Origin of the sequence: Mucilaginibacter sp. UYP27, from assembly GCF_040547175.1 — a bacterium.
Classification (GTDB): domain Bacteria; phylum Bacteroidota; class Bacteroidia; order Sphingobacteriales; family Sphingobacteriaceae; genus Mucilaginibacter.
In genome coordinates this window covers 752140-770447 of sequence record NZ_JBEPPE010000002.1, presented here as the reverse complement: position 1 = coordinate 770447, position 18308 = coordinate 752140, and the positions used below count along the sequence as shown (strand labels likewise).

Below are 18308 nucleotides of genomic sequence, written 5' to 3'. Positions count from 1 at the left end.
ATGGCAAATGAACCAACCAACCAGGTCGAACGCGATGCGCAATTGAGGTCCTCCCTAAATTTTACTAAAACTAAAACAGATAAACTTGCGGTACTCATAACCAGCATATTTGGAAGCATGACCTTTTTGTCGATCTGTATAGGGGTTTTCACCATCTGGATTTGCTGGAACACAAAATTGATACCGGGTCTGAAGCCTTTTGATCCCTTTCCATTTTCAACGCTGGAGATGTCAGTATCCATTTTTGCGATCATATTATCCATTTCTGTGCTGATCAATCAAAACCGTCAGGGCCGGATCGAAAAGATCAGCCAACAAGTCGAGTTTGAAATAAATGTACGCGCTGAAGATGAGATCACCAAAGTGCTTCAAATGCTGCATGCAGTGCATCTAAAGCTTGGCATTAATCCCGACGAAGATCAGGAATTAGCGAAAATGAAAGAGCAAACGGATATTGACCAGATCCATCACTCCATAGATGAAAAAGAGGATGATATTAAACCTTAGCAGCGGAACGGAGTGATTTGATCACTGCCGCAGTAACTAATCCTCCCAATGCATACCAGGCTACTGTCAGCACCTTAGTTCTTTCGGTCCGGGTTACCGGTGCGTCATTTAATCCCAAAGGTTCAGTTAGCGTTAGCGCACCGATCCCGGCAGCTATTCCAACTCCGGCTCCACGTAAGAATAGGTATTTCTTTTTTCCAAAGCCGATAGTGCTATAGTAAAGCGCGTTACTCAGGATATCGCCTGCCATGGTTGCTGCGAATAGGGCGTTACCAGTTGGTGGAGTTAGTCCCATAGATTCCATTCCTTTAGTCAAAGCTTCCTCACCCACCAGGTCAATGCGCGGCGCATCATGGTCAAATGATATCACCGTTTGATGAATGATATTCAGGGCGATTGCGCCTGCAATCCCCCAATGATATTGCTGATGATTTTTTTCATATTATCTGAATACGCTTTGTGCTTTTTTTATGGTTTTTGCCAGATCTATCCCTTCTCCCAGCACCCCGTTGAACAGGTCGCCGGTTTCTTTTAGCCGGTCTAAGGCATTGTGAATATTAAAGTGCTGAATGGTCAGCCCCGGCTTGACCTCATCCCAGGTTAGTGGCATAGATACAGTTGCACCTGGTTTCGGCCGGAGGGAATACGGCCCGGCAATCGTGGCACCGGGACGGTTTTGTAAAAAGTCCAGGTACATCTTGCCTTTTCGGGCAACGATGCTGCGTTCCAGACTTGTAAAGTCCGGTATTTGTTTATGCACCAGTTTGACAATAATATTGGCGAACATCTGAGACTGGTCATAAGTATATTTGCCTTCAAGCGGGATATAGATGTGCATACCCGTAGAGCCTGATGTTTTTGGATAAGACGGCACATCTATTGCATCCAATATATCTTTGGTATGCCGGGCAGCTTCCACCACCTGGTCGTAAGTATGTTTATCAGGGTCAAGATCGATCACGCAATAATCCGGGTTATCTGGTGTCTCCGCACGGCTGAACCAGGGATTGATCTCAATGCAACCCAGCGAGTTCATCCATAATAAACTGGCCTCATCCGTTCCCACCAAATATTTGGTCACCTTGCCTTCTCCCGTTACATGGTCAAAAGTTTTGGCCCAATCCGGTGCTTTATCCGTCACATTCTTTTGGTAAAAGCTTTGACCGTGAATACCACCCGGAAAACGGTTCAGCGACATCGGCCGGTCCTTCAGGTAGGGCATCATATACTCACCCACCTTATAATAGTAATTGAGCATTTGCCCTTTAGTGATCTTGTCTTCCGGCCAGTACAGTTTGGTAACATGGTTAAACTTCAGGTCGTGGCCGCAAACCTTTTTGGTTTGGGTATCTTCCGTAGGATTAAGCAAGGTTTTGCGTTCCGTGCTTTTAACGGGTTCCAGTTTCAGATCGGTTTCTTTTGCTTTGCCTTTAAGTTTGGATTTCGTTGAATTTTCTTTTGTTTTTGAAGCTTTCACTGCTGGTTCAGCGGCTTCTTTCGATTCGGCCACCGTTTCTTCCGTATCTACCGGCGTTTCCAGAACCACGTCCTTTGCTTTTTTATCCGTACGCATCCCTTTAAACGATGCCTGGCGGAATACGCCGTCACTGGTTACTTCGGCGAAACCCACCTCGCAAACCAGCTCGGGCTTTAACCAGGTCGGTTTCGCTCCCATGCGTTTAGGCCGGAAGCGGGTAGGCTTGTCTACATCCACTTCGTAGTCAAACGGACTTTTATCGGTGATGAGCGGCTTGAATTGCGCCATCATTTCCTTTTGCAGTTTATCGGAAAATCCGGTGCCGGCCTTGCCGACGAATTGGAGGTCTTTTCCTTTGTATACACCCAGGATCAGTGCGCTGAATGATTTGCCGGTGCCTTCATTTTTAGTGAAACCAGCAATGACCACTTCCTGCCGTCTCTGAACTTTGACCTTCAGCCATTCCTTACTGCGCAGGTCTGAAGTATAAACGCTGTCGGCTTTTTTGGCGATAATGCCTTCCAGCCCCATGCGTTCGGCAGCCCCGAAAAAGTCAATACCGTTGGCATCGAATACTTTGCTCTGGCGGATATGCTCATTGTCAGTTGGCAGGATAGATTGAAGAATGGCCTGGCGTTCTATTAGCGGCAGGCCCATCAGGTTTTTGCCTTCATACCATAGGATATCGAAAATATAGAATACCAGATTGCCATCTGCTTCGCTGCGCCAGTTCTGCATGGCACCAAAATCGGAAATTCCTTTTTCACTCAGCACGAGCAGTTCGCCGTCAAGTACGGCATCCATGCCCCAGCTTTTGAGAGCTTCATTGATCGGGTAGTATTTTTCGAATGGGAGATTGTTGCGCGAGATCAGTTGGGCACCTTCCTTCTTGTCGAGTATCGCAACTGCGCGGTAGCCATCCCATTTAACCTCAAAGAGCCATCCGGGTTCATCGAACGGTTCATCCACCAAAGTGGCTTTCATCGGTTTGATATTGGTTGGCACTTTAGATTTAGGGGCGGATTTTAAAATGGCTTTGATATCCAGCTCTCCCGGCTCTTCTGCTTTAACTTCCTCTGCCAGTTCTTCATCTGGCACCACATCTTCTTCGTGCCCGTGCTGCCAGACCTTTTCACTGGTTTTCTCCATCGTTTCGATGGTTTTGCCGGAAAGGACAGATTTGTCTTTTTTGGTGATGTCGTCGCTGGTAGCAAACTCATCCTTGTGTTTGATCATCAACCAGCCGTTCTCACCCATGCCGTGGGTTTTTACCATCGCAAATTCCCCGTTTAATTTCTCCCCGTGCAGTTTGATCTTCAACTGGCCGGATGCCAATTGTTTGAGTAAGTGTTTTTCCTGGGCTTTTTTGCCTTTGATCGGTTCAATAGGCTCATAAGTTCCCTCATCCCAAACGATCACCGTTCCTCCGCCATATTCGCCTTTCGGGATAATGCCCTCAAAGTTCAGGTAATCAAAAGGATGATCTTCCACCATCATGGCCAGATGCTTAACTTTAGGGTCAAGCGATGGGCCTTTTGGTACGGCCCAGCTTTTTAATACGCCATCCATTTCCAGCCGGAAATCATAATGCAGTCTGGAAGCATCATGCTTTTGAACAACAAAGATCAGGTGATCCTTATCCTTGCTTTTCCCGGCTTTGGGTTCGGCGGTCTTCTTAAAGTCCCGCTTTCTGGCATATTCGGTCAGGCCCATCGTTGTTATTTTTTAAGGTAGTCCTTAACTGCTCTCACAGCGGTTCCCGCCGATTTGACGGCCTCTTTCAGTTCTTCTTTGGTTACGCCTAACTCCTTTGTCCAGTAGGACACTTCGTAATCTTCGTTTACATTAATGAATTTGCTGTCCGGGCTGCCGGTTTTTGTTTTATCGTCCATGGCTGTATGATTAAATTATTAATTGATTTACTTTCATAACAACATCTGTTTCGTATGGTTTGAAGTGGTTGTAAAACTTCTCCTGTCTTAATTTAGCAGCATCATTTCAGTATCCGCCCCCTATCCATTCTGCCTGTGCATTCCCATAAAACCAATTTTTATATGCTAAGGTAAATCACCTCCTAATCCGTAAAGGGTATATAAACACCGGCCCACCGGTGCCCTGACGGATCATTCCTCCTGCTTTATTCCTGCATAAAAAATTAATTTTATGGAAAAGCTTATTTTAAACACCGAATCGAAACCCCGAAAAGAAGCATATGTGCTGAAAGCCATCTGTGTCATTATGAGCCGGCAATCCTTAAGGAAACAACATTGGGGCACTCCACCTGTACTTACTACCAAAAATGAATTCATACTTACAGGAAATCGAGGACGAATCTGATGTAAATAGAAAATTAAGCTTTCACACCGCCGTTCTTACTTTTGCAACTACTTTTACACTTACCAATGGCATATTAATAGAACAGTTTCAAAAATGTTTGGGCACAAGTCACTCAAGCAAACAAAGCATTATGAAAACGTTCTAGATATAAATCAGTGAGGAATGAAATTATTAAAACGATGTCTGGTGCAAGTGTAACCGGATCAAAACGTCTTTAGTAAAAGGAAAGGCAAGTTGTCACTCACATGCAAGTATTTACCATTGGATTAAATCTTAGTTCTTAAATTCTAACCAAAAAACAGATGCCTTATCCATTTCGGCGTATTCCCATTACAACTTATTTTTTCAAAGATACGCTTTCCAATGTTCAGACCAACCGCAACAGCAGTATCGGAACTTCAACCGGCAGATATCCCGCAAGGCGCGGCCCTGAATAACATGATGCGACAGATGGGGGGATCGTTTGGGATCGCTTGATCAATACTTACATTGCCCACCGGGAGGCAGCTAACCGGACCGCTTTACTTACGCATGTCACCGCCGCTGATCCGCTTACGATATTGCGTCAACAAGCTTTTATCCGGAATTTCATGGCACACGGGTCTACTTATTTTCGGGCAGTGCAACAATCCCTTGGGGCGCTGGAAAACACAGTGGTCAGGCAAACATTTTTACTCAGTTACATGGATGCATTTTTATTGCTGGGCATCTTAAATGCCTGCTGTATTCCGCTGGTACTTATTATGATTAAAAAGAGGAAAGAGATGAAAACAGTTAAAATTGAACTGCCCGATGCCCACTGACACAAATTCTGGCCCTGTCCGGATGTTGTACTGATAAACCTGATCTTAGAGAACAAAAAGAATTCAAATTTTAATTTATATGAAAGAGTGGAATGATCTATTCGTTGCTGCCACTGGCGGTGCTGCTGCCCTGACCGGGTTGATCTTTGTAGGTATTTCCATCAATTTAAAGGACATCCTAGAAATACCGATATTGACGATCAAGGCATCTGTGTCACTTATTCTATTATTGGCAATTTTGATCTTTTCTATTGTCTTGCTGGTACCGCAGTTTTCTATGCGATTAAACGGCATTGAGTTTACTGTTTTAGGGATAATTGTTTGGGTGTTGGTAACCAAAGCTGATCTCCAAGTGTATGCAAAAACTTTAAAGGACTACAAAAATCACCACCTGCTTAATTTATTCATTGACCAATTTGCAATTTTGCCTTATGTGGGAGCAGGTGTTTGCTTACTCTTAGGACAAGAAAATGGAATATACTTGATAGTCCCTGCAATCATTATATCTTTTATCAAATCGGTGTTTGACGCATGGGTTTTGCTTATTGAGATTAAAAGGTAATTAAGGAATCAAGTGACGTTCCGTACATTCAGATAAGGTCAGTTAAAAGACGCCCTGAATTGAACAGGAGAAAGCGCCGTTTTTGTTTTAAACAGCCGGCTAAAGGATTGCGGGTGCTCAAACCCTAAATTATAGGCCACTTCACTGATGGTCAGGTTGGTGGTAGACAACAATTCTTTTGACCTTTCGATCAGTTTTTGGTGAATATGCTGCTGAGCGTTCAAGCCGGTGAGCGAGCGTAGCATATCACTTAGATAATTGGAAGTATAATTTAACTGCTCTGCCAGGTGTTGTACGGTAGGCAAACCATGATTAACCGGTTGCCCGTCTTTGAAATAGGTATTCAGGTGATCTTCGAATTCCTGAAGCAGATCGCTGGTTGCTGCCTGGCGTGTCAGGAATTGTCGTTTGTAAAAGCGTTTGGCATAACTTAACAGTAATTCGATTTGTGCGATCACCACCTCACGGCTGAAGTCATCTATCCGGCTGTTGAGTTCCTCCTGAATGATGGTAAAGATGGATGACACGGTTGTCCTTTCCTGCTCAGAAAGGTGAAGGGCCTCATTCGAAGCATATGAAAAGAATCCATAATGTTTGATTTTGGTGGCAAGCGGATAGCCCTGAATAAAGTCTTGGTGGAAGATCAATGAAAACCCTTCATTGCCTTTGTAAATCGCAGTGCTTCCAACGATCTGGTTGGGTGCCGTAAAGACCATACTCCCCTCATCAAAGTCATAATAACCTTGCCCATATCTGAACTGACCACCTAATTTGCTTACAAAAGATATTTTGTAAAGTGTGGTGACATAGCTAACCGGAAGCCTGCATAAGTTGATGCGTTCTTCGCGCGTATCCAGCAAAGTGATCAGCGGATGAGCAGGTCCCGGAATGCCGAGCATGCGGTGTATCTCGGTGATCGACCCCAGCGTAACAACCTTTGGCGTATCATTTTTCATGATGTAAGATAATAAGTATGACCGGAGCCTATCTCAGCTGCCGGTCATATTAAAATGGGAATACGGTTAATTCTTAATAGTAAGCGCTATTACCACGGCAAGGGACCTTCAGGCCCTGTAAAGGCACCGGTGGTGCCATCCGTTTCCAGCGCAACGCGAATAGGTTCGCGTGAGCCGACTTCTAAACTGTCTGTTCCCTGAAAGTTATTCAGCGCCGTGGCGGTATAACCCGGGCTGGTGGCGTTTACCTTGATGCCTTCTTTCTCCAGTTCCAACGCAAAAGCGAGCGTAACGGCATTAAGCGCTGTTTTAGAAGCAGCGTAAACAATGCCGAAGTGTTCACGTGCCCAGCATTCCGGATTTGATATCCAGGTCAACGAACCCAGCCCGCTTGATACGTTGACGATGCGTGCCGCTGACGACTTGCGCAGCAAAGGCAAAGCGGCTTGAGTCATAGCAATAACGCCGAAGACATTGGTTTCCCATACGGTACGTACTTCGTCCAATGATACATTGACGGCCCTGCCGGATGCCATGACCTCTTCGACCGTGCGGCCGGGCTCACCGGCATGTGCTATACCTGCGTTATTAACGAGCAGGTCCAGGCGACGGTATTCATTTCCGATACGCTCAACCGCTGCATTGATGGTTTGCTGATCGGTAACGTCCAGTTGGATGGCTTTAGCATTTCCCCCGATCTCTGCGGCGGCTTTTTCCCCGTTTTTTAGGTTACGTGAACCCACATAAACTATATAGCCATTCGCTGCAAGCGCTTTAGCAATTTCGTTGCCTACACCTTGGTTCGCGCCGGTTACCAGTGCAACCGGTTGGCTGTTCGTTGATGATCCAATTTGATTTTCCATGATAATAAATAGATAAATAATTTGCAAACAAAGATGGGTATACATTGCGGCGACACCGTAACCAAATCAAGGACATTTGTAACCAAAATGGAGATAAGAACTGATCGTTGTCATTGCCTAAAGAAGGTGGGTAACAGGAATCTGCCAAAAAGACTACAAATCCCGCATTTTTGGCTACATAAGGCATTCTTTCTTTTTTGAACTTTGGTTTAAATAAGATCCTTATGAAAAACGGAATTGAGAATAAAGTAATTGCGATAACCGGGGCCAGCAGTGGAATAGGAAAAGCGACGGCGGAATTATTGGCGGCTCGGGGCGCGAAAGTAGTTTTGGGCGCACGCAGGACCGACCGTTTAAAAACGATTGTGGAGGCTATTGAACAAAACGGCGGCGAGGCCGCCTTTTTGGAAATAGATGTGACCCGCCGTGAAAACGTAACTGAATTGACGGCATTAGCTGTAGGGCGGTTTGGCAGGCTGGATGTAATGATCAATAATGCTGGAATCAGCCAGTTGTATAAAATGGAGGAATTGGATGTAGAAGGCTGGGAACAGATGATCGATGTCAATCTGAAAGGTACGCTATATGGGATCGCCGCCGCACTCCCCATTTTTAAACGTCAGGGTTCCGGCCACATCATCAATGTGATCTCCACGGCTGGAATCAGCATCGTACCCACCATGGGCGTCTATGCCGGCACAAAAAACGCGGTGCGTATCATTAGCGAAGCACTACGCCAGGAATCACTGGGCCGCTGGCGGGTAACTGGTATCTCGCCGGGCTATGTAGCTACCGAATTTGCAAGCAATATCAAAAACGACGAAGTAAGAAATACCATTCAGCAAAATGCCGATCAAATGGCTATCCCCGCTGAAGCCGTTGCGAGAGCGATCGCTTATGCCATTGAGCAGCCAGGCAATGTTGATGTAGGTGATATTGTGATCCGCCCGTCTGTTCAAGGTTAAACCCTTATCTTTATATGATTCCATAACTGAAACAATTGCCACATCGAATGAATAATCCTTTAAAGTTTAACAGCATTATTGATCTGATGCGCCGGCTGGGTTTAGACCCGCCTGCACATCCGATGATCACACTGGTCAATTACGATAAGGTAGGGATCAATCTGCGTGATGCGGGCAGCTGGTTCATGCTCGACTTTTATAAGATCACTTTCAAAAAAGATTTTAACGGCAGCGTTAAATACGGGCCGGGCACTTACGATTTCAAGGATGGCGGTATGGCCTTTTTAGCACCGCGTCAAGTGGTTCAAATGACCGCCGATCCCGGGGATTATCAGGGTTACGCTTTATATTTCCATCCCGGACTTTTAAACAGCCATTTGCTGGCACAGGGTATCCATAACTATGGCTTCTTTGATTATGCAGTAGCAGAGGCATTGTTCCTGTCTGACAAAGAAAAACAGATCATGGAAACGCTTTTTAAGGCTATTGAGATCGAGTTGGATAACCCTATTGACCAGTTCAGCGAAAGCGTACTGGTATCGCAACTCGAACTGTTGCTCAACCACAGTAACCGATTCTATAACCGGCTGTTCCTGACCCGAAAGAACCTGCACCATGACCTGATCAGCCTGATGAACATTTGGTTGAATGAACGTTTTAATAGTTCGGAGGCAGTCGTTTCCGGCTTACCATCTCCCCAGGATATCGCAACGCATTTGAAGGTATCACAGCGTTACCTATCAGATATGCTTAAAACACTGACCGGCAAAACCACGCAGCAGCATATTCACCTGGCACTGATCGAAAAAGCAAAAGTGCTGTTGAACCAGACCACCCTGACCACCGCAGAGATCGCTTATCAATTAGGATTTGAGCATCCGCAGTCATTCAATAAACTTTTTAAACAGCGCGCCAGTGTTTCCCCTATCCGGTTCCGGCGGGATCAGCTAAACTAAAGGTTATAGCGGCTGGGTGCCGGGAACAAGGTGATCACAGATTCTTTTCTTTGCGCATCATACTGAGAAAAACCGCGGTTATGCCCAGATAGCTGGCAATATGCTTTTGGGATGTGCGTTGTTCAAGTCCCGGATAATGTCTGCGAAATTCGCGGTAACGCTGCTCAGCGGTTTTTGACAGATTAGACGTAACCCGCCGCTGAAACATGTCAAAACCGTTTTGGGTAAGTATCCGGAAAAAACGCTCGAACTTCGGCACATCTGTAAATAATCGTTCCAGGTCCGGCAATGTAAAATAGCATACTTGTGTATCTTCCAGTGCCTGTATGGTATTGGTTGCCGCCATTACTTTAAAAAAGCTCACAATGTCACATGCCCACCAGTTTTCCGGGTAAAAGCAGAGGTTGTGTTCCTGCCCGTCCTTATCGGTGTTGTACATACGCAGGCAGCCTTCGTTAACAAAATAAATATGCCGTTCTATCTCACCGGGTCGCACAAGTATGCTGCGTTTGGTGACTGTTTTACGTTGCAACAAGGCAAGCACTTGCTCCTGTTCAATAGGAGCAAGTGCTATATGCAAGGCAAAATTAGACAGGATCAGTTCTGACATATCAGCAAGTATAACCTTTAAAAGTCAATTTTGCGGGTCATGAACAATTTCAATTCCGCTGTCCCGGCCTCACGAAGCGGGTTAGCTATTTGGTGATAAACATCGCTTTGCGCGATAATTTTGAATGCTTCAGCACTGGGGTATTCTACCAATACGATTTGATCCCATTGCTCTTCTTCGTCGGCAATTACGTTAGCTACGACCTCGCTCACCAGTTTTACGGTGACACCTTCAATGCCCAGTTGCTGCACTACACGGTTAAATGCAGGTATATACTGTTCAAAGTAAATCTTCTTGTCCTTGAACTTGATCATGTTCAGCATCAACACAGGCCCCTGGCCGGGTTCAATATTCGGTAATGTTATGATCATGATCGTTTGTTTAAAAAAAGCCTACAATACGGGTAATGCGGTTCTCGCTGTCAAATTCAAAATAATCCATGCCCTCAATCGGATATCCTTCGGGACGGATGGCCAGCCAGCGGAAGCGTCCGCTTTGATGATGCACCTGTGGCTCAGCCAATACCTGAAATGTTCTTGGCCCCATTTGTCCATATGAACTAATGATCAGATCAGTAATCGCATCCGGCCCTGTGATAGGATCAGTTAAGCGGTCAGTGTAAGTACCATCCAAAGCCCAGCACTTGCTGATCTTTTCCAGGATGGCTTCCCGTTCGGTCTCATTCCATGCACTCGTATAAGTGAGGATCGTCTCTTCAATGTTTTTGATATTTTCCATAATACAAAGGTCGACAGGATGTGCCGGAAAAAAGTTCAGGTAGTTGAAGAGTTTAAGTTATTTTTAAAGACTTTGTACCTGGTGATTGCCCTAAAGCAGACACAACGGAAATCATTTATTTTTTGAATGCAATTCGTTGCCACAGATGCGGAAACCGGACGATTGCGGCAATCCATATCAACGCTTCAATAGCTGCCGGAAAAATAATGCTCTGCCCATGTTGTAAATGGGTAGCTATAGCGCCACCCAGGTAAGATGATAAAAGCAAAAGTCCCAGCAATCCTGTTCTTGGAATCATAAAAAGAATGACCGATGTTAACTCTACGACACCTAGCAGGCGATAAACAGCTGGCGTAATACCAAAGGAACGTGTCATTTCTAATGAATGCGCACTGCCGATGATCTTATCGATTGCCGAGCCGGCCATCAGTAGCAGGACGATCCCGCTCAATGCCCAGCCGGTTATTTTTCTGGTTTTATTACTCATTTCAATTTAGTTAAAAGGTTAAACAGATCTGGTATGCCCGCCATCTACACGCAATAGTGCACCGGTCACGTAATCGGCCATGGGGCCGGATAAGTAGGCCACGGCAGCCGCAACTTCTTCAGGCTTGCCGAAACGCCCCACATCGTTCTGTACGAATTGGTCCACCGCGTTGCGTTCAATGTCAACCCAATTGTCTCCCCAGCCATATTGCCCTGCCATGTTCATGAGCATATTTCGCGTATTCTCTACCAGCATTGGTCCTGGAGCAATAGTATTTGATGTGATACCTGTACCCTTCAGTTCGCGCGCCAGCGATACGGTAAGGTTATGTCGTGCAGCTGTAGCCGCAAGATAATCAGGCTGTAAAGCAAAAGGCTCAATACCGCCCGAAGATCCGATCTGTATCATACGTCCCCAGCCCAGTGTTTTCATAGGCGGCAATAGCCGGTGGATCATGCGCACATACGCCAGCACATTAACATTATAGCTATCGCGCCAGTCGTCTACGCTCACCTGCAGCCATGGCCTCGGCATATAAGCGCCGGCGTTATTCACGAGTATATCTATCGGTCCACCTGCTAAAGCGCCGTTTGCTACGGCGTCCGCACCTTCGTCAGTCGACAGATCCCCTAAAACGTAAACGGCTCGCCCACCGGTATCATTGATGCTTTTTGCTACCGCAGCCGCACGTTCCTTATTGCGGCCATGAACAATCACCTCGGCACCTTCGGTAGCCATTAAGCGAGCGATCGCTTCACCCAAACCGGCACTGGAACCGGTTACCAGTGCTCTTTTTCCTTTTAATTGCAGATCCATAATTTCCTTTTTATTACTTTTGTTGATTAACTTACTTTAAGTAAGTCAAAGCTAAAGTGTGAACTGTTCTAAAACAAGAAGGCACTTGAAAGTCAGACACTTACTTTTAAGTAACTGTTATTGAGAATCAGGCGGATATGAAAAAAGAAATTTTAAGGAAATGTGAGAACGACCGTGATAACTGCCCGGTGAAAGATGTTTTGAACCGTGTAGGTGATAAATGGTCGATGCTTACTGTCATCATGTTATCTGACCACGGCACGTTGCGCTTTAACGAACTGCACCAACTGATCGATGGCATCTCGCAGAAAATGCTGACCGTGACCCTAAAGATGCTGGAAGCCGACGGGCTGTTAACGCGGAAGATGTATCCACAGATCCCGCCTAAGGTAGAGTATGCCTTAACGCCGCTTGGCGAAAGCTTGGTAACGCCGCTGATGCACCTTTACGATTGGGCCAACACCAATATGCCAGAGATCAAAGCTTCCAGGGAACGTTATGAAAACGCTGTAGTATTATGAATACCTATTTCCTACCTGATGATATATTAGATGGATCTCTTGCTAATACAGATGAAGTAGTGATCCGTTGCTACACCTCCGGCAAGGATTCCGTTAAGAACAGGATCGTCTTAAATCAGAATATGATCAACCTGCTGGTCAGCGGCACCAAGACCGTTGTTTACGCTGATGCCACGGCTGTAGTGAACGCCGGGGAACTGGTGGTATTATCAACCGGGAACGTGCTCACCTCTGAGCTTTTGACAGGCGGGCAGCAGTTTAGCAGCGTCCTGTTTTACTTCAGCAACGAGGTATTTAACCGGTTCCTGATCAAGTATGACCATTTGCTGCAAAAGGTTATTCCTTTAGGCGGTAAACAACCCTACCTCATATTTAAGCAGGATGATCTGATCAAGCATTTTATCCCCTCTATGCAGGCATTGATCACTACGGAAAGCAAGCTACCCGCGGCGGTCAGACTGATCAAATTGGAAGAGCTGCTCTTGTATCTTTTACATTTTGACCCCGAACGGTTCCGGGCTATTCAGATCATTACAAAGGACCGGGAACAACTGCAGATCAAAAAAATAGTGGAGAGTCACGTTGGTCAGCTGATCACCGTAGATGAACTGGCTTTCCTCTGTCATATGAGCACGTCTACCTTTAAAAGGAGATTTAGCGAGATCTATCATACTACTCCTCAAAAATGGCTCCTCACCAGAAAGCTGGAACTGGCTGCCGAATTGCTAGGATCAGGAGGAGAAAACCCGTCGGGTGTTTATCTGAAGGTTGGGTATCAAAATCATTCCAGCTTTTCCGAGGCTTTCCGTAACCATTTCGGTTATACGCCAAGCGATTACCAGCAGCAACAGTTGAACGTTGTGCCATAACACCTGAACGTCCGGCCCTAACCGACACCTGCTTCCGGCCGGTACCTTTGTATCATCAAAACATGAATATATGGAAACGATGATAGAAAATAACAGAGCAGCAGTGCGTCGCTTTAATCAAGAGGTAATCGAACAAGGAAATGTCGCCAGCTTCAACGCACTTATGGACAGCAAGTTTGTTAACCGGTCAGCCCCGGCCGGCATGGACAACGGCCCGCAAGGCATGATCTGGTTCTTTAATGAGGTCTTACGTCCGGCGATACCTGATCTAAGAGTGATCATCCATGACCAGGTAGCCGAAGGCGATTTGGTCACTACCCGAAAGACCATCAGCGGCAGGCAAACAGGACCGTTATTAGGTGCGCCTGCAACCGGACGGGTGATGAGCATCGAGGTCATAGACATCATAAGAATTAAAGACGGCAGATACGTTGAACACTGGGGCATTACTACATTACCTGAACTCCTTGCGACTTTAGCGCAAGCCTGAACAAAAAAACCATGTTAAAACAATATTTCACTGATCTGGCAGCTTACAATAGCTGGGCAGATCAAAAGGCGATGGACTGGTTAAGACAGATCACTGATGAGCAATGGGAACAGGTTAATGTCAGCAGCTTTTCCAGTATCAGGCAAACCGCGGTACATATAGCCAGCGCCGAAAAGATCTGGATAGATTTTTGGACCAAGGCAGCAGATCCGGTTTACCTCTCGGCAAATTTCACCGGTAGCAAGAACGAACTGTTTACCATCTGGAAGGCAGCCTCTAATGGCCTTGAGGCTTTTATCAAAGACCATCCTGCGAATCATATGGATGAGTCAGTTAGCTTTATTTATCCAAATGGTAACACCGGGCAGATGCCCTATTATCAAACCTTTGCCCATATCGTTAACCATTCAACCTATCATCGGGGACAACTGGTTACCCTCTTGCGGCAGGCCGGCTACAACCAGTTTTCATCTATCGACCTTGCTACGTTTTACATTCAGAAGGAATCAATCGTATAAAAATTAATCTTATACTTTAACGAATAAAGCATGTTATTCTAAAATCTACGCTAAGATATTAGTATGTTTATTATGTCGTGTGTTGATCGAATAAAGTAAGGTTGCTATTGCGTCATTCGTAGAGTTCGATGCTAATTAAAACTTAACGCACTGACATAATAGAGATAGTTCTGAACTCTCCCTCTCCTCTATCGCTTCATAACCTCCAATTGTTAAATTGTTAAAATATACTTTTAATTGATTTATCTCAATACGAATGTAGTTTTATTTATTTTACCATCTAACGCGTTTAGCTCAACACTTAATTGATTTAAGTCAGCCCTTTTAAAGACCTATTTTCCTTTATGCGTGTAGCAATTCCAGTTGGGCTTGGCGTTTTTTAATATCGAAAAAGAATACAGAAACTATCCAGCTTACTTCTCCGTAAAGAGTCAATAATTATACGCTCATTTTGACTTATAACGTTATTTGAAATTTGAGTGAATCAACCTTTATCCGTCTTAATCGGAGGTTTTTAATGCGCCATTTGTATACCCTTTAAAACAGGATAATTAACCATACCATTATGTTGACGTTACAGGAAGGAATTTTATTGATCTTAGGTTTTGGTGCAACGTTGTTTATCTGCGTGCTGATCGAACATTTTCGTAAAGGTACAAAATCGGATGCTTTTTAGTGGCCAACCGCAATGTTTCCACCACGAGAGGAGCTTTGAGCATTGCTGCGGCTTGAATATGGGCACCGGCAGTTTTTATTTGCTGCCAAAAAGCTTATGAGCAGGGTATTGCCGGTGTCTTTTGGTTTACGGCTCCGAACATTTTGTACTTTTTCGTATTTGCTCCATTTGCTGTGCGGCTTCGGCGCAAAGGCTTTAGCGTTCGAAGGCCTTAATACCGACGTGGGTTCGAAATCCAGGATGCTGAAAGCGGGCGTAGACGGTATAGTCAGTTTGGGAATGTCCTGCCCGTAGCCAAAGCAGGAAAAACACATCAATAAACCGCAGAGGGTGGCAAAGTGCACGAGCCCACCCGGCACACCTATCGGTAGCCGTATAATTTAATGGTCGTTAAAATCCATAGAAAGCCTATATTAGTGGAAATTTTATTTGCCCGGTTGTGTTTAACCGCAGCTAATTTGTAAATATCAAACATAAATTCAATTGAAAAAGTATCTTTTAGTTATTGTACTGGCATTAGCCTTTTATACAGGTAAGGCGCAGGGTAGTTTAAACTATGCCACCTTTGGTATTGGTTTAAGCGCAAGTTTAAACCGCCCGTATGCCGATCTTAAAAAAGAGTATAATAATAAATCTTTTGCGTTAACCCTCAATTATTTTTATACACCTTATGTGCCTATTGGTTTAGAGTTCCAGATAGGTAAACTATCCGGCGGTGGCACAGACCTTAAGATAGATAAAGACGGCCGCCAATACGAAAACAATTATAAGGCGGTAATAGTGCATATGGATGTGCAGGCCGGCGAAATAATGAATTACCAGGGCAGCACGGTATTGAATGTGCTGAAAAACTTTTACCTGGGGTCAGGTATAGGTGGTATCATGAATAGCGTTAAAACACAAAGGGTAAGTGTTATTAACCCTCCTTATATGTTTCCGGGCACAGATAGCGGCGTTAACCTGATAATCCCGTTGCGTTTTGGTTACGAGTTTAAGTTTTATAACGAATATGACCAGCCAAACATCCGCCTGGACATTGGTTATCAGCATAATATAACTATTGGCGAGGGTATTGATGGTTACGCCGACCCCACAAGCCAGTTTAAAAATAACGCGCTTGATCAATACAGGCAGATAACCGTAGGTATTAAGGTAAACTTTGGCGGACAAAACAGTTACGATAAAGAGATAAGGGGATATTAAGTCGAATATTGAAGAACTACGCGATTTGGCCGGAAGCCAGGCAACTTTTGAGCGCACTGCTTGAACTTGGCAGGACAGGTGCGATCCGTCAGCTTTATCCTGATAAGCGCATTATACATTCTGGGATTACCTGCGCACTGCTTACCGCAGGAATGCAGGCCTGCGTCTCGACCATTTATGCTGAATGATGGTCAAATATACAGGTCGACAGCTGGCAGGAGATGTCAACAGCTGCGGCACACATCCCCAATAAAAGGGACTGCAATAAAGCCTCATGACGGCCAGAATCAGCGATGTAATTAGAGAAAGATATTAATCTTTTCATTACTTAGTGTATAGAATACATTTATATATTGATTTTATACACCCTCAAAAATAGCGAAAATACAGTTATGACAAGTATTATAACGTACAAATGGAATGCAGACCCAAATATACTAAGTGTATAATTTTAGACGTTTGATTTTATAAATCATTTTAATGCCCCTCGCACTCGGCAACCGTTGGGCACGGTTATCTCTTCATCCTTTCCATGTACAGATATCCAGAGAGTCTTCGACTTTATCACCAAAACAATCCTTTATAGCACCTGCGTATACTCAGCTAGCCTTTGCTTTTTGAGCTTTACCTACCCCCTGTCGTCGGGTTAAGGAAGTCTTTCGAATGTAGTACAGGCATTGATCGGGTTTAGGTAATAGACATGGAGTTTGTGGTCTGAACGCAGATCTACCTGGATATCGTCATCACCAGCAATATCCCTGCATCCGGGGATGCTCAGGTAACCCCATTCCAAGGGGCCTTGATCGTCGCCGCGGTCGGTACGGAAAATATGGTCGGCCGTAACATAGCTCAGGTAGCGCTCGCAGGTGGTTTTGCGCGGATGCCGAAACTTGATACGTGCCCTGCTGGTATGATGATGTACTCAGGGCGGACTTTATCAAGAAAGGGTTTAGAACTGCCGTTTTCCGCCCCGTGATGAGGGGAAAACATGATGGTCGACCGTAGTCCTCAGCGGCATTTTCTACGAGGAATTTCTCTGTCGCAATGCACACGCTCTCAGCATCATTTTTGCGGCGGCCAAGCGCGTCGCCGGTGAATAGCACGGAGTTGCCGCCATATTCGACTTTCATTACGATGCTTACGCCATTCAGTCTTTCCGCCGGGTCGGAAGTGAGATGCCATTCCGGCATAGGTTTACCAAAGCCGCAAAGCAGTTTAAAATGGGCACCGGAAATCACGATGTCGCCCCCCGGGTAAATAACGCTGTCACGTTCGTTCAGGTTGATGCTTTCGGTAATGTCGGCACGGTCTTGCAAGGCACTTTTGAGTTTCTGAAAGGCCTTGGTTTCGATAGCATTCGTTCCGTCGATTTTACGGTCATATCCGCCCCAAATCACTTTTTTGATTCGGTAGTCCCGAATAGCCTGTGAGGCAGCTACGATGTGGTCGCCATCCATGTGGCTTAACACCCATGAGTTCTACGGTTGCGCCTTCTGGCAGGAACTTTTGCATCTGGACCCAGGTCTGACTGCCGTCCGCCGTATTCAACCCGCCTGCGTCGTAGATGACATATTTGTTTCCGGGCATGCGTATGATGGTACAAAGGCCGTTATCCACATCGATTATCCGTACACTAACAGAATCCGTACCGTTTTGCGGACTGAATACTAGTGGGACGTGAACAGCTGTATCTGTTGCACGGGATATGAAAGTTTTATAGATCCAGCCTTTCTTACCGCTTCCAGCTGCTTGCACCTTGTAATAGTTATTTTTACTTTTTGCCAGCAATATTTGCAGTCTCGTTCCGGCAGGAAGGCGAGCAACGATCGGGGAAGCACTGTTCGGGTACCTGTGCAGTATCGCGGAGCATGTTGCTTCCCAGCCGGGCTGTTGGGCGTAAGCGGATACGGCCAAAAAAAGGCTAAAGTACAGGATGAGAATTCGTTTCATGTGA

24 protein-coding genes are annotated in these 18308 nt (G+C 45.4%); 11 read left to right on the top strand and 13 right to left on the bottom strand.

Features of this window, described 5'->3' with window-relative positions; translation table 11 throughout:
- Entirely contained in the window at nt 1–507 is a 507-nt protein-coding gene (locus ABIB39_RS11455) for a DUF1003 domain-containing protein (RefSeq protein ID WP_354430046.1), read from the top strand.
- Here the strand turns inward: ABIB39_RS11455 and ABIB39_RS11450 are convergent.
- The 3 genes from ABIB39_RS11450 to ABIB39_RS11440 form a co-directional block, all read right to left on the bottom strand.
- Nucleotides 497–877 carry a hypothetical protein gene (locus ABIB39_RS11450; protein ID WP_354430044.1) on the bottom strand — a complete coding sequence of 127 codons (381 nt, stop codon included), beginning with the start codon at nt 875–877 and terminating at the stop codon, nt 497–499. The two genes, ABIB39_RS11455 and ABIB39_RS11450, sit on opposite strands and share 11 nt — an antisense overlap.
- A gap of 72 nt (nt 878–949) precedes the next feature.
- Nucleotides 950–3697, bottom strand: coding sequence for a DNA ligase D (gene ligD / locus ABIB39_RS11445; protein WP_354430043.1), 2748 nt, complete (start codon nt 3695–3697; stop codon nt 950–952).
- A 5-nt stretch (nt 3698–3702) separates the two neighbouring features.
- Entirely contained in the window at nt 3703–3876 is a 174-nt protein-coding gene (locus ABIB39_RS11440; protein WP_354430041.1) for a DUF3606 domain-containing protein, read from the bottom strand.
- Between the two features lie 407 nt (nt 3877–4283).
- Between ABIB39_RS11440 and ABIB39_RS11435 the strand changes: the two genes are divergently transcribed.
- The 3 genes from ABIB39_RS11435 (at nt 4284) to ABIB39_RS11425 (ending at nt 5686) form a co-directional block, all read left to right on the top strand.
- Nucleotides 4284–4466, top strand: coding sequence for a hypothetical protein (locus ABIB39_RS11435; RefSeq protein ID WP_354430039.1), 183 nt, complete (start codon nt 4284–4286; stop codon nt 4464–4466).
- A gap of 328 nt (nt 4467–4794) precedes the next feature.
- Complete coding sequence (locus tag ABIB39_RS11430) at nt 4795–5124, top strand: hypothetical protein (RefSeq protein WP_354430038.1); 330 nt, start codon at nt 4795–4797, stop codon at nt 5122–5124.
- A gap of 79 nt (nt 5125–5203) precedes the next feature.
- On the top strand, nt 5204–5686 hold the full coding sequence (locus tag ABIB39_RS11425; RefSeq protein WP_354430037.1) for a hypothetical protein: 483 nt from the start codon (nt 5204–5206) through the stop codon (nt 5684–5686).
- 38 nt (nt 5687–5724) lie between these two features.
- Here the strand turns inward: ABIB39_RS11425 and ABIB39_RS11420 are convergent, their stop codons facing one another.
- Together ABIB39_RS11420 and ABIB39_RS11415 are read right to left on the bottom strand one after the other, a co-directional pair.
- The gene (locus ABIB39_RS11420; protein WP_354430035.1) at nt 5725–6642 is read right to left on the bottom strand and encodes a helix-turn-helix domain-containing protein; all 918 of its coding nucleotides are present in this window, start codon (nt 6640–6642) and stop codon (nt 5725–5727) included.
- An 89-nt stretch (nt 6643–6731) separates the two neighbouring features.
- Nucleotides 6732–7550 carry an SDR family NAD(P)-dependent oxidoreductase gene (locus ABIB39_RS11415; RefSeq protein WP_354430034.1) on the bottom strand — a complete coding sequence of 273 codons (819 nt, stop codon included), beginning with the start codon at nt 7548–7550 and terminating at the stop codon, nt 6732–6734.
- 179 nt (nt 7551–7729) lie between these two features.
- On the opposite strand from ABIB39_RS11415, the gene ABIB39_RS11410 reads away from it, so the two are divergent.
- Nucleotides 7730–8470 (top strand): SDR family oxidoreductase, encoded by a 741-nt coding sequence (locus ABIB39_RS11410; protein WP_354430032.1) that lies wholly within the window; start codon nt 7730–7732, stop codon nt 8468–8470.
- A gap of 47 nt (nt 8471–8517) precedes the next feature.
- Entirely contained in the window at nt 8518–9426 is a 909-nt protein-coding gene (locus tag ABIB39_RS11405) for a helix-turn-helix domain-containing protein (RefSeq protein ID WP_354430030.1), read from the top strand.
- 34 nt (nt 9427–9460) lie between these two features.
- Here ABIB39_RS11405 and ABIB39_RS11400 read toward each other — a convergent pair whose 3' ends face one another.
- The 5 genes from ABIB39_RS11400 to ABIB39_RS11380 all read right to left on the bottom strand — a co-directional run bounded on the left by ABIB39_RS11400 (nt 9461) and on the right by ABIB39_RS11380 (nt 12077).
- Nucleotides 9461–10036, bottom strand: a complete 576-nt coding sequence (locus ABIB39_RS11400) for a Crp/Fnr family transcriptional regulator (protein ID WP_354430028.1) — start codon at nt 10034–10036, stop codon at nt 9461–9463.
- 17 nt (nt 10037–10053) lie between these two features.
- Nucleotides 10054–10407, bottom strand: a complete 354-nt coding sequence (locus tag ABIB39_RS11395) for a hypothetical protein (protein WP_354430027.1) — start codon at nt 10405–10407, stop codon at nt 10054–10056.
- A gap of 10 nt (nt 10408–10417) precedes the next feature.
- Nucleotides 10418–10774, bottom strand: a complete 357-nt coding sequence (locus tag ABIB39_RS11390; protein WP_354430025.1) for an isomerase — start codon at nt 10772–10774, stop codon at nt 10418–10420.
- A gap of 115 nt (nt 10775–10889) precedes the next feature.
- Nucleotides 10890–11261 carry a DoxX family protein gene (locus ABIB39_RS11385; RefSeq protein ID WP_354430024.1) on the bottom strand — a complete coding sequence of 124 codons (372 nt, stop codon included), beginning with the start codon at nt 11259–11261 and terminating at the stop codon, nt 10890–10892.
- 18 nt (nt 11262–11279) lie between these two features.
- Complete coding sequence (locus tag ABIB39_RS11380; RefSeq protein WP_354430022.1) at nt 11280–12077, bottom strand: SDR family NAD(P)-dependent oxidoreductase; 798 nt, start codon at nt 12075–12077, stop codon at nt 11280–11282.
- Between the two features lie 137 nt (nt 12078–12214).
- Here ABIB39_RS11380 and ABIB39_RS11375 point away from each other — a divergent pair, with 137 nt between their 5' ends.
- The 4 genes from ABIB39_RS11375 (at nt 12215) to ABIB39_RS11360 (ending at nt 14475) form a co-directional block, all read left to right on the top strand.
- Nucleotides 12215–12598, top strand: coding sequence for a winged helix-turn-helix transcriptional regulator (locus ABIB39_RS11375; protein ID WP_354430020.1), 384 nt, complete (start codon nt 12215–12217; stop codon nt 12596–12598).
- The gene (locus tag ABIB39_RS11370) at nt 12595–13467 is read left to right on the top strand and encodes a helix-turn-helix domain-containing protein (protein ID WP_354430018.1); all 873 of its coding nucleotides are present in this window, start codon (nt 12595–12597) and stop codon (nt 13465–13467) included. Before ABIB39_RS11375 ends, ABIB39_RS11370 begins: the two co-directional genes overlap by 4 nt.
- Before the next feature lie 70 nt (nt 13468–13537).
- A complete protein-coding gene (locus tag ABIB39_RS11365; protein ID WP_354430016.1) occupies nt 13538–13957 on the top strand; it encodes an ester cyclase in 420 nt (139 codons plus the stop codon).
- A gap of 11 nt (nt 13958–13968) precedes the next feature.
- Entirely contained in the window at nt 13969–14475 is a 507-nt protein-coding gene (locus ABIB39_RS11360) for a DinB family protein (RefSeq protein WP_354430014.1), read from the top strand.
- 672 nt (nt 14476–15147) lie between these two features.
- On the opposite strand, the gene ABIB39_RS11355 is transcribed toward ABIB39_RS11360, so the two are convergent.
- Nucleotides 15148–15510, bottom strand: coding sequence for a hypothetical protein (locus ABIB39_RS11355; RefSeq protein WP_354430013.1), 363 nt, complete (start codon nt 15508–15510; stop codon nt 15148–15150).
- 124 nt (nt 15511–15634) lie between these two features.
- On the opposite strand from ABIB39_RS11355, the gene ABIB39_RS11350 reads away from it, so the two are divergent.
- Nucleotides 15635–16354, top strand: coding sequence for a hypothetical protein (locus ABIB39_RS11350; protein ID WP_354430011.1), 720 nt, complete (start codon nt 15635–15637; stop codon nt 16352–16354).
- A gap of 743 nt (nt 16355–17097) precedes the next feature.
- Here ABIB39_RS11350 and ABIB39_RS11345 read toward each other — a convergent pair.
- Both ABIB39_RS11345 and ABIB39_RS11340 read right to left on the bottom strand, forming a co-directional pair.
- Complete coding sequence (locus ABIB39_RS11345) at nt 17098–17811, bottom strand: MBL fold metallo-hydrolase (protein ID WP_354430009.1); 714 nt, start codon at nt 17809–17811, stop codon at nt 17098–17100.
- On the bottom strand, nt 17732–18304 hold the full coding sequence (locus ABIB39_RS11340) for an SH3 domain-containing protein (RefSeq protein WP_354430127.1): 573 nt from the start codon (nt 18302–18304) through the stop codon (nt 17732–17734). The genes ABIB39_RS11345 and ABIB39_RS11340 overlap by 80 nt, the downstream gene beginning before the upstream one ends.
- Between the last annotated feature and the right edge of the window lie 4 nt (nt 18305–18308).

What these genes read in the sequence shown, in the direction of transcription:
- ligD (WP_354430043.1), bottom strand. Translation starts at nt 3,697, where the DNA reads ATGGGCCTGACCGAATATGCCAGAAAGCGGGACTTTAAGAAGACCGCC.
- ABIB39_RS11415 (WP_354430034.1), bottom strand. Translation starts at nt 7,550, where the DNA reads ATGTATACCCATCTTTGTTTGCAAATTATTTATCTATTTATTATCATG.
- ABIB39_RS11360 (WP_354430014.1), top strand. Translation starts at nt 13,969, where the DNA reads ATGTTAAAACAATATTTCACTGATCTGGCAGCTTACAATAGCTGGGCA.
- ABIB39_RS11385 (WP_354430024.1), bottom strand. Translation starts at nt 11,261, where the DNA reads ATGAGTAATAAAACCAGAAAAATAACCGGCTGGGCATTGAGCGGGATC.
- ABIB39_RS11345 (WP_354430009.1), bottom strand. Translation starts at nt 17,811, where the DNA reads ATGGATGGCGACCACATCGTAGCTGCCTCACAGGCTATTCGGGACTAC.
- ABIB39_RS11400 (WP_354430028.1), bottom strand. Translation starts at nt 10,036, where the DNA reads ATGTCAGAACTGATCCTGTCTAATTTTGCCTTGCATATAGCACTTGCT.
- ABIB39_RS11410 (WP_354430032.1), top strand. Translation starts at nt 7,730, where the DNA reads ATGAAAAACGGAATTGAGAATAAAGTAATTGCGATAACCGGGGCCAGC.
- ABIB39_RS11375 (WP_354430020.1), top strand. Translation starts at nt 12,215, where the DNA reads ATGAAAAAAGAAATTTTAAGGAAATGTGAGAACGACCGTGATAACTGC.
- ABIB39_RS11435 (WP_354430039.1), top strand. Translation starts at nt 4,284, where the DNA reads ATGAATTCATACTTACAGGAAATCGAGGACGAATCTGATGTAAATAGA.
- ABIB39_RS11425 (WP_354430037.1), top strand. Translation starts at nt 5,204, where the DNA reads ATGAAAGAGTGGAATGATCTATTCGTTGCTGCCACTGGCGGTGCTGCT.
- ABIB39_RS11390 (WP_354430025.1), bottom strand. Translation starts at nt 10,774, where the DNA reads ATGGAAAATATCAAAAACATTGAAGAGACGATCCTCACTTATACGAGT.
- ABIB39_RS11395 (WP_354430027.1), bottom strand. Translation starts at nt 10,407, where the DNA reads ATGATCATAACATTACCGAATATTGAACCCGGCCAGGGGCCTGTGTTG.
- ABIB39_RS11365 (WP_354430016.1), top strand. Translation starts at nt 13,538, where the DNA reads ATGGAAACGATGATAGAAAATAACAGAGCAGCAGTGCGTCGCTTTAAT.
- ABIB39_RS11380 (WP_354430022.1), bottom strand. Translation starts at nt 12,077, where the DNA reads ATGGATCTGCAATTAAAAGGAAAAAGAGCACTGGTAACCGGTTCCAGT.
- ABIB39_RS11420 (WP_354430035.1), bottom strand. Translation starts at nt 6,642, where the DNA reads ATGAAAAATGATACGCCAAAGGTTGTTACGCTGGGGTCGATCACCGAG.
- ABIB39_RS11455 (WP_354430046.1), top strand. Translation starts at nt 1, where the DNA reads ATGGCAAATGAACCAACCAACCAGGTCGAACGCGATGCGCAATTGAGG.
- ABIB39_RS11340 (WP_354430127.1), bottom strand. Translation starts at nt 18,304, where the DNA reads ATGAAACGAATTCTCATCCTGTACTTTAGCCTTTTTTTGGCCGTATCC.
- ABIB39_RS11440 (WP_354430041.1), bottom strand. Translation starts at nt 3,876, where the DNA reads ATGGACGATAAAACAAAAACCGGCAGCCCGGACAGCAAATTCATTAAT.
- ABIB39_RS11370 (WP_354430018.1), top strand. Translation starts at nt 12,595, where the DNA reads ATGAATACCTATTTCCTACCTGATGATATATTAGATGGATCTCTTGCT.
- ABIB39_RS11405 (WP_354430030.1), top strand. Translation starts at nt 8,518, where the DNA reads ATGAATAATCCTTTAAAGTTTAACAGCATTATTGATCTGATGCGCCGG.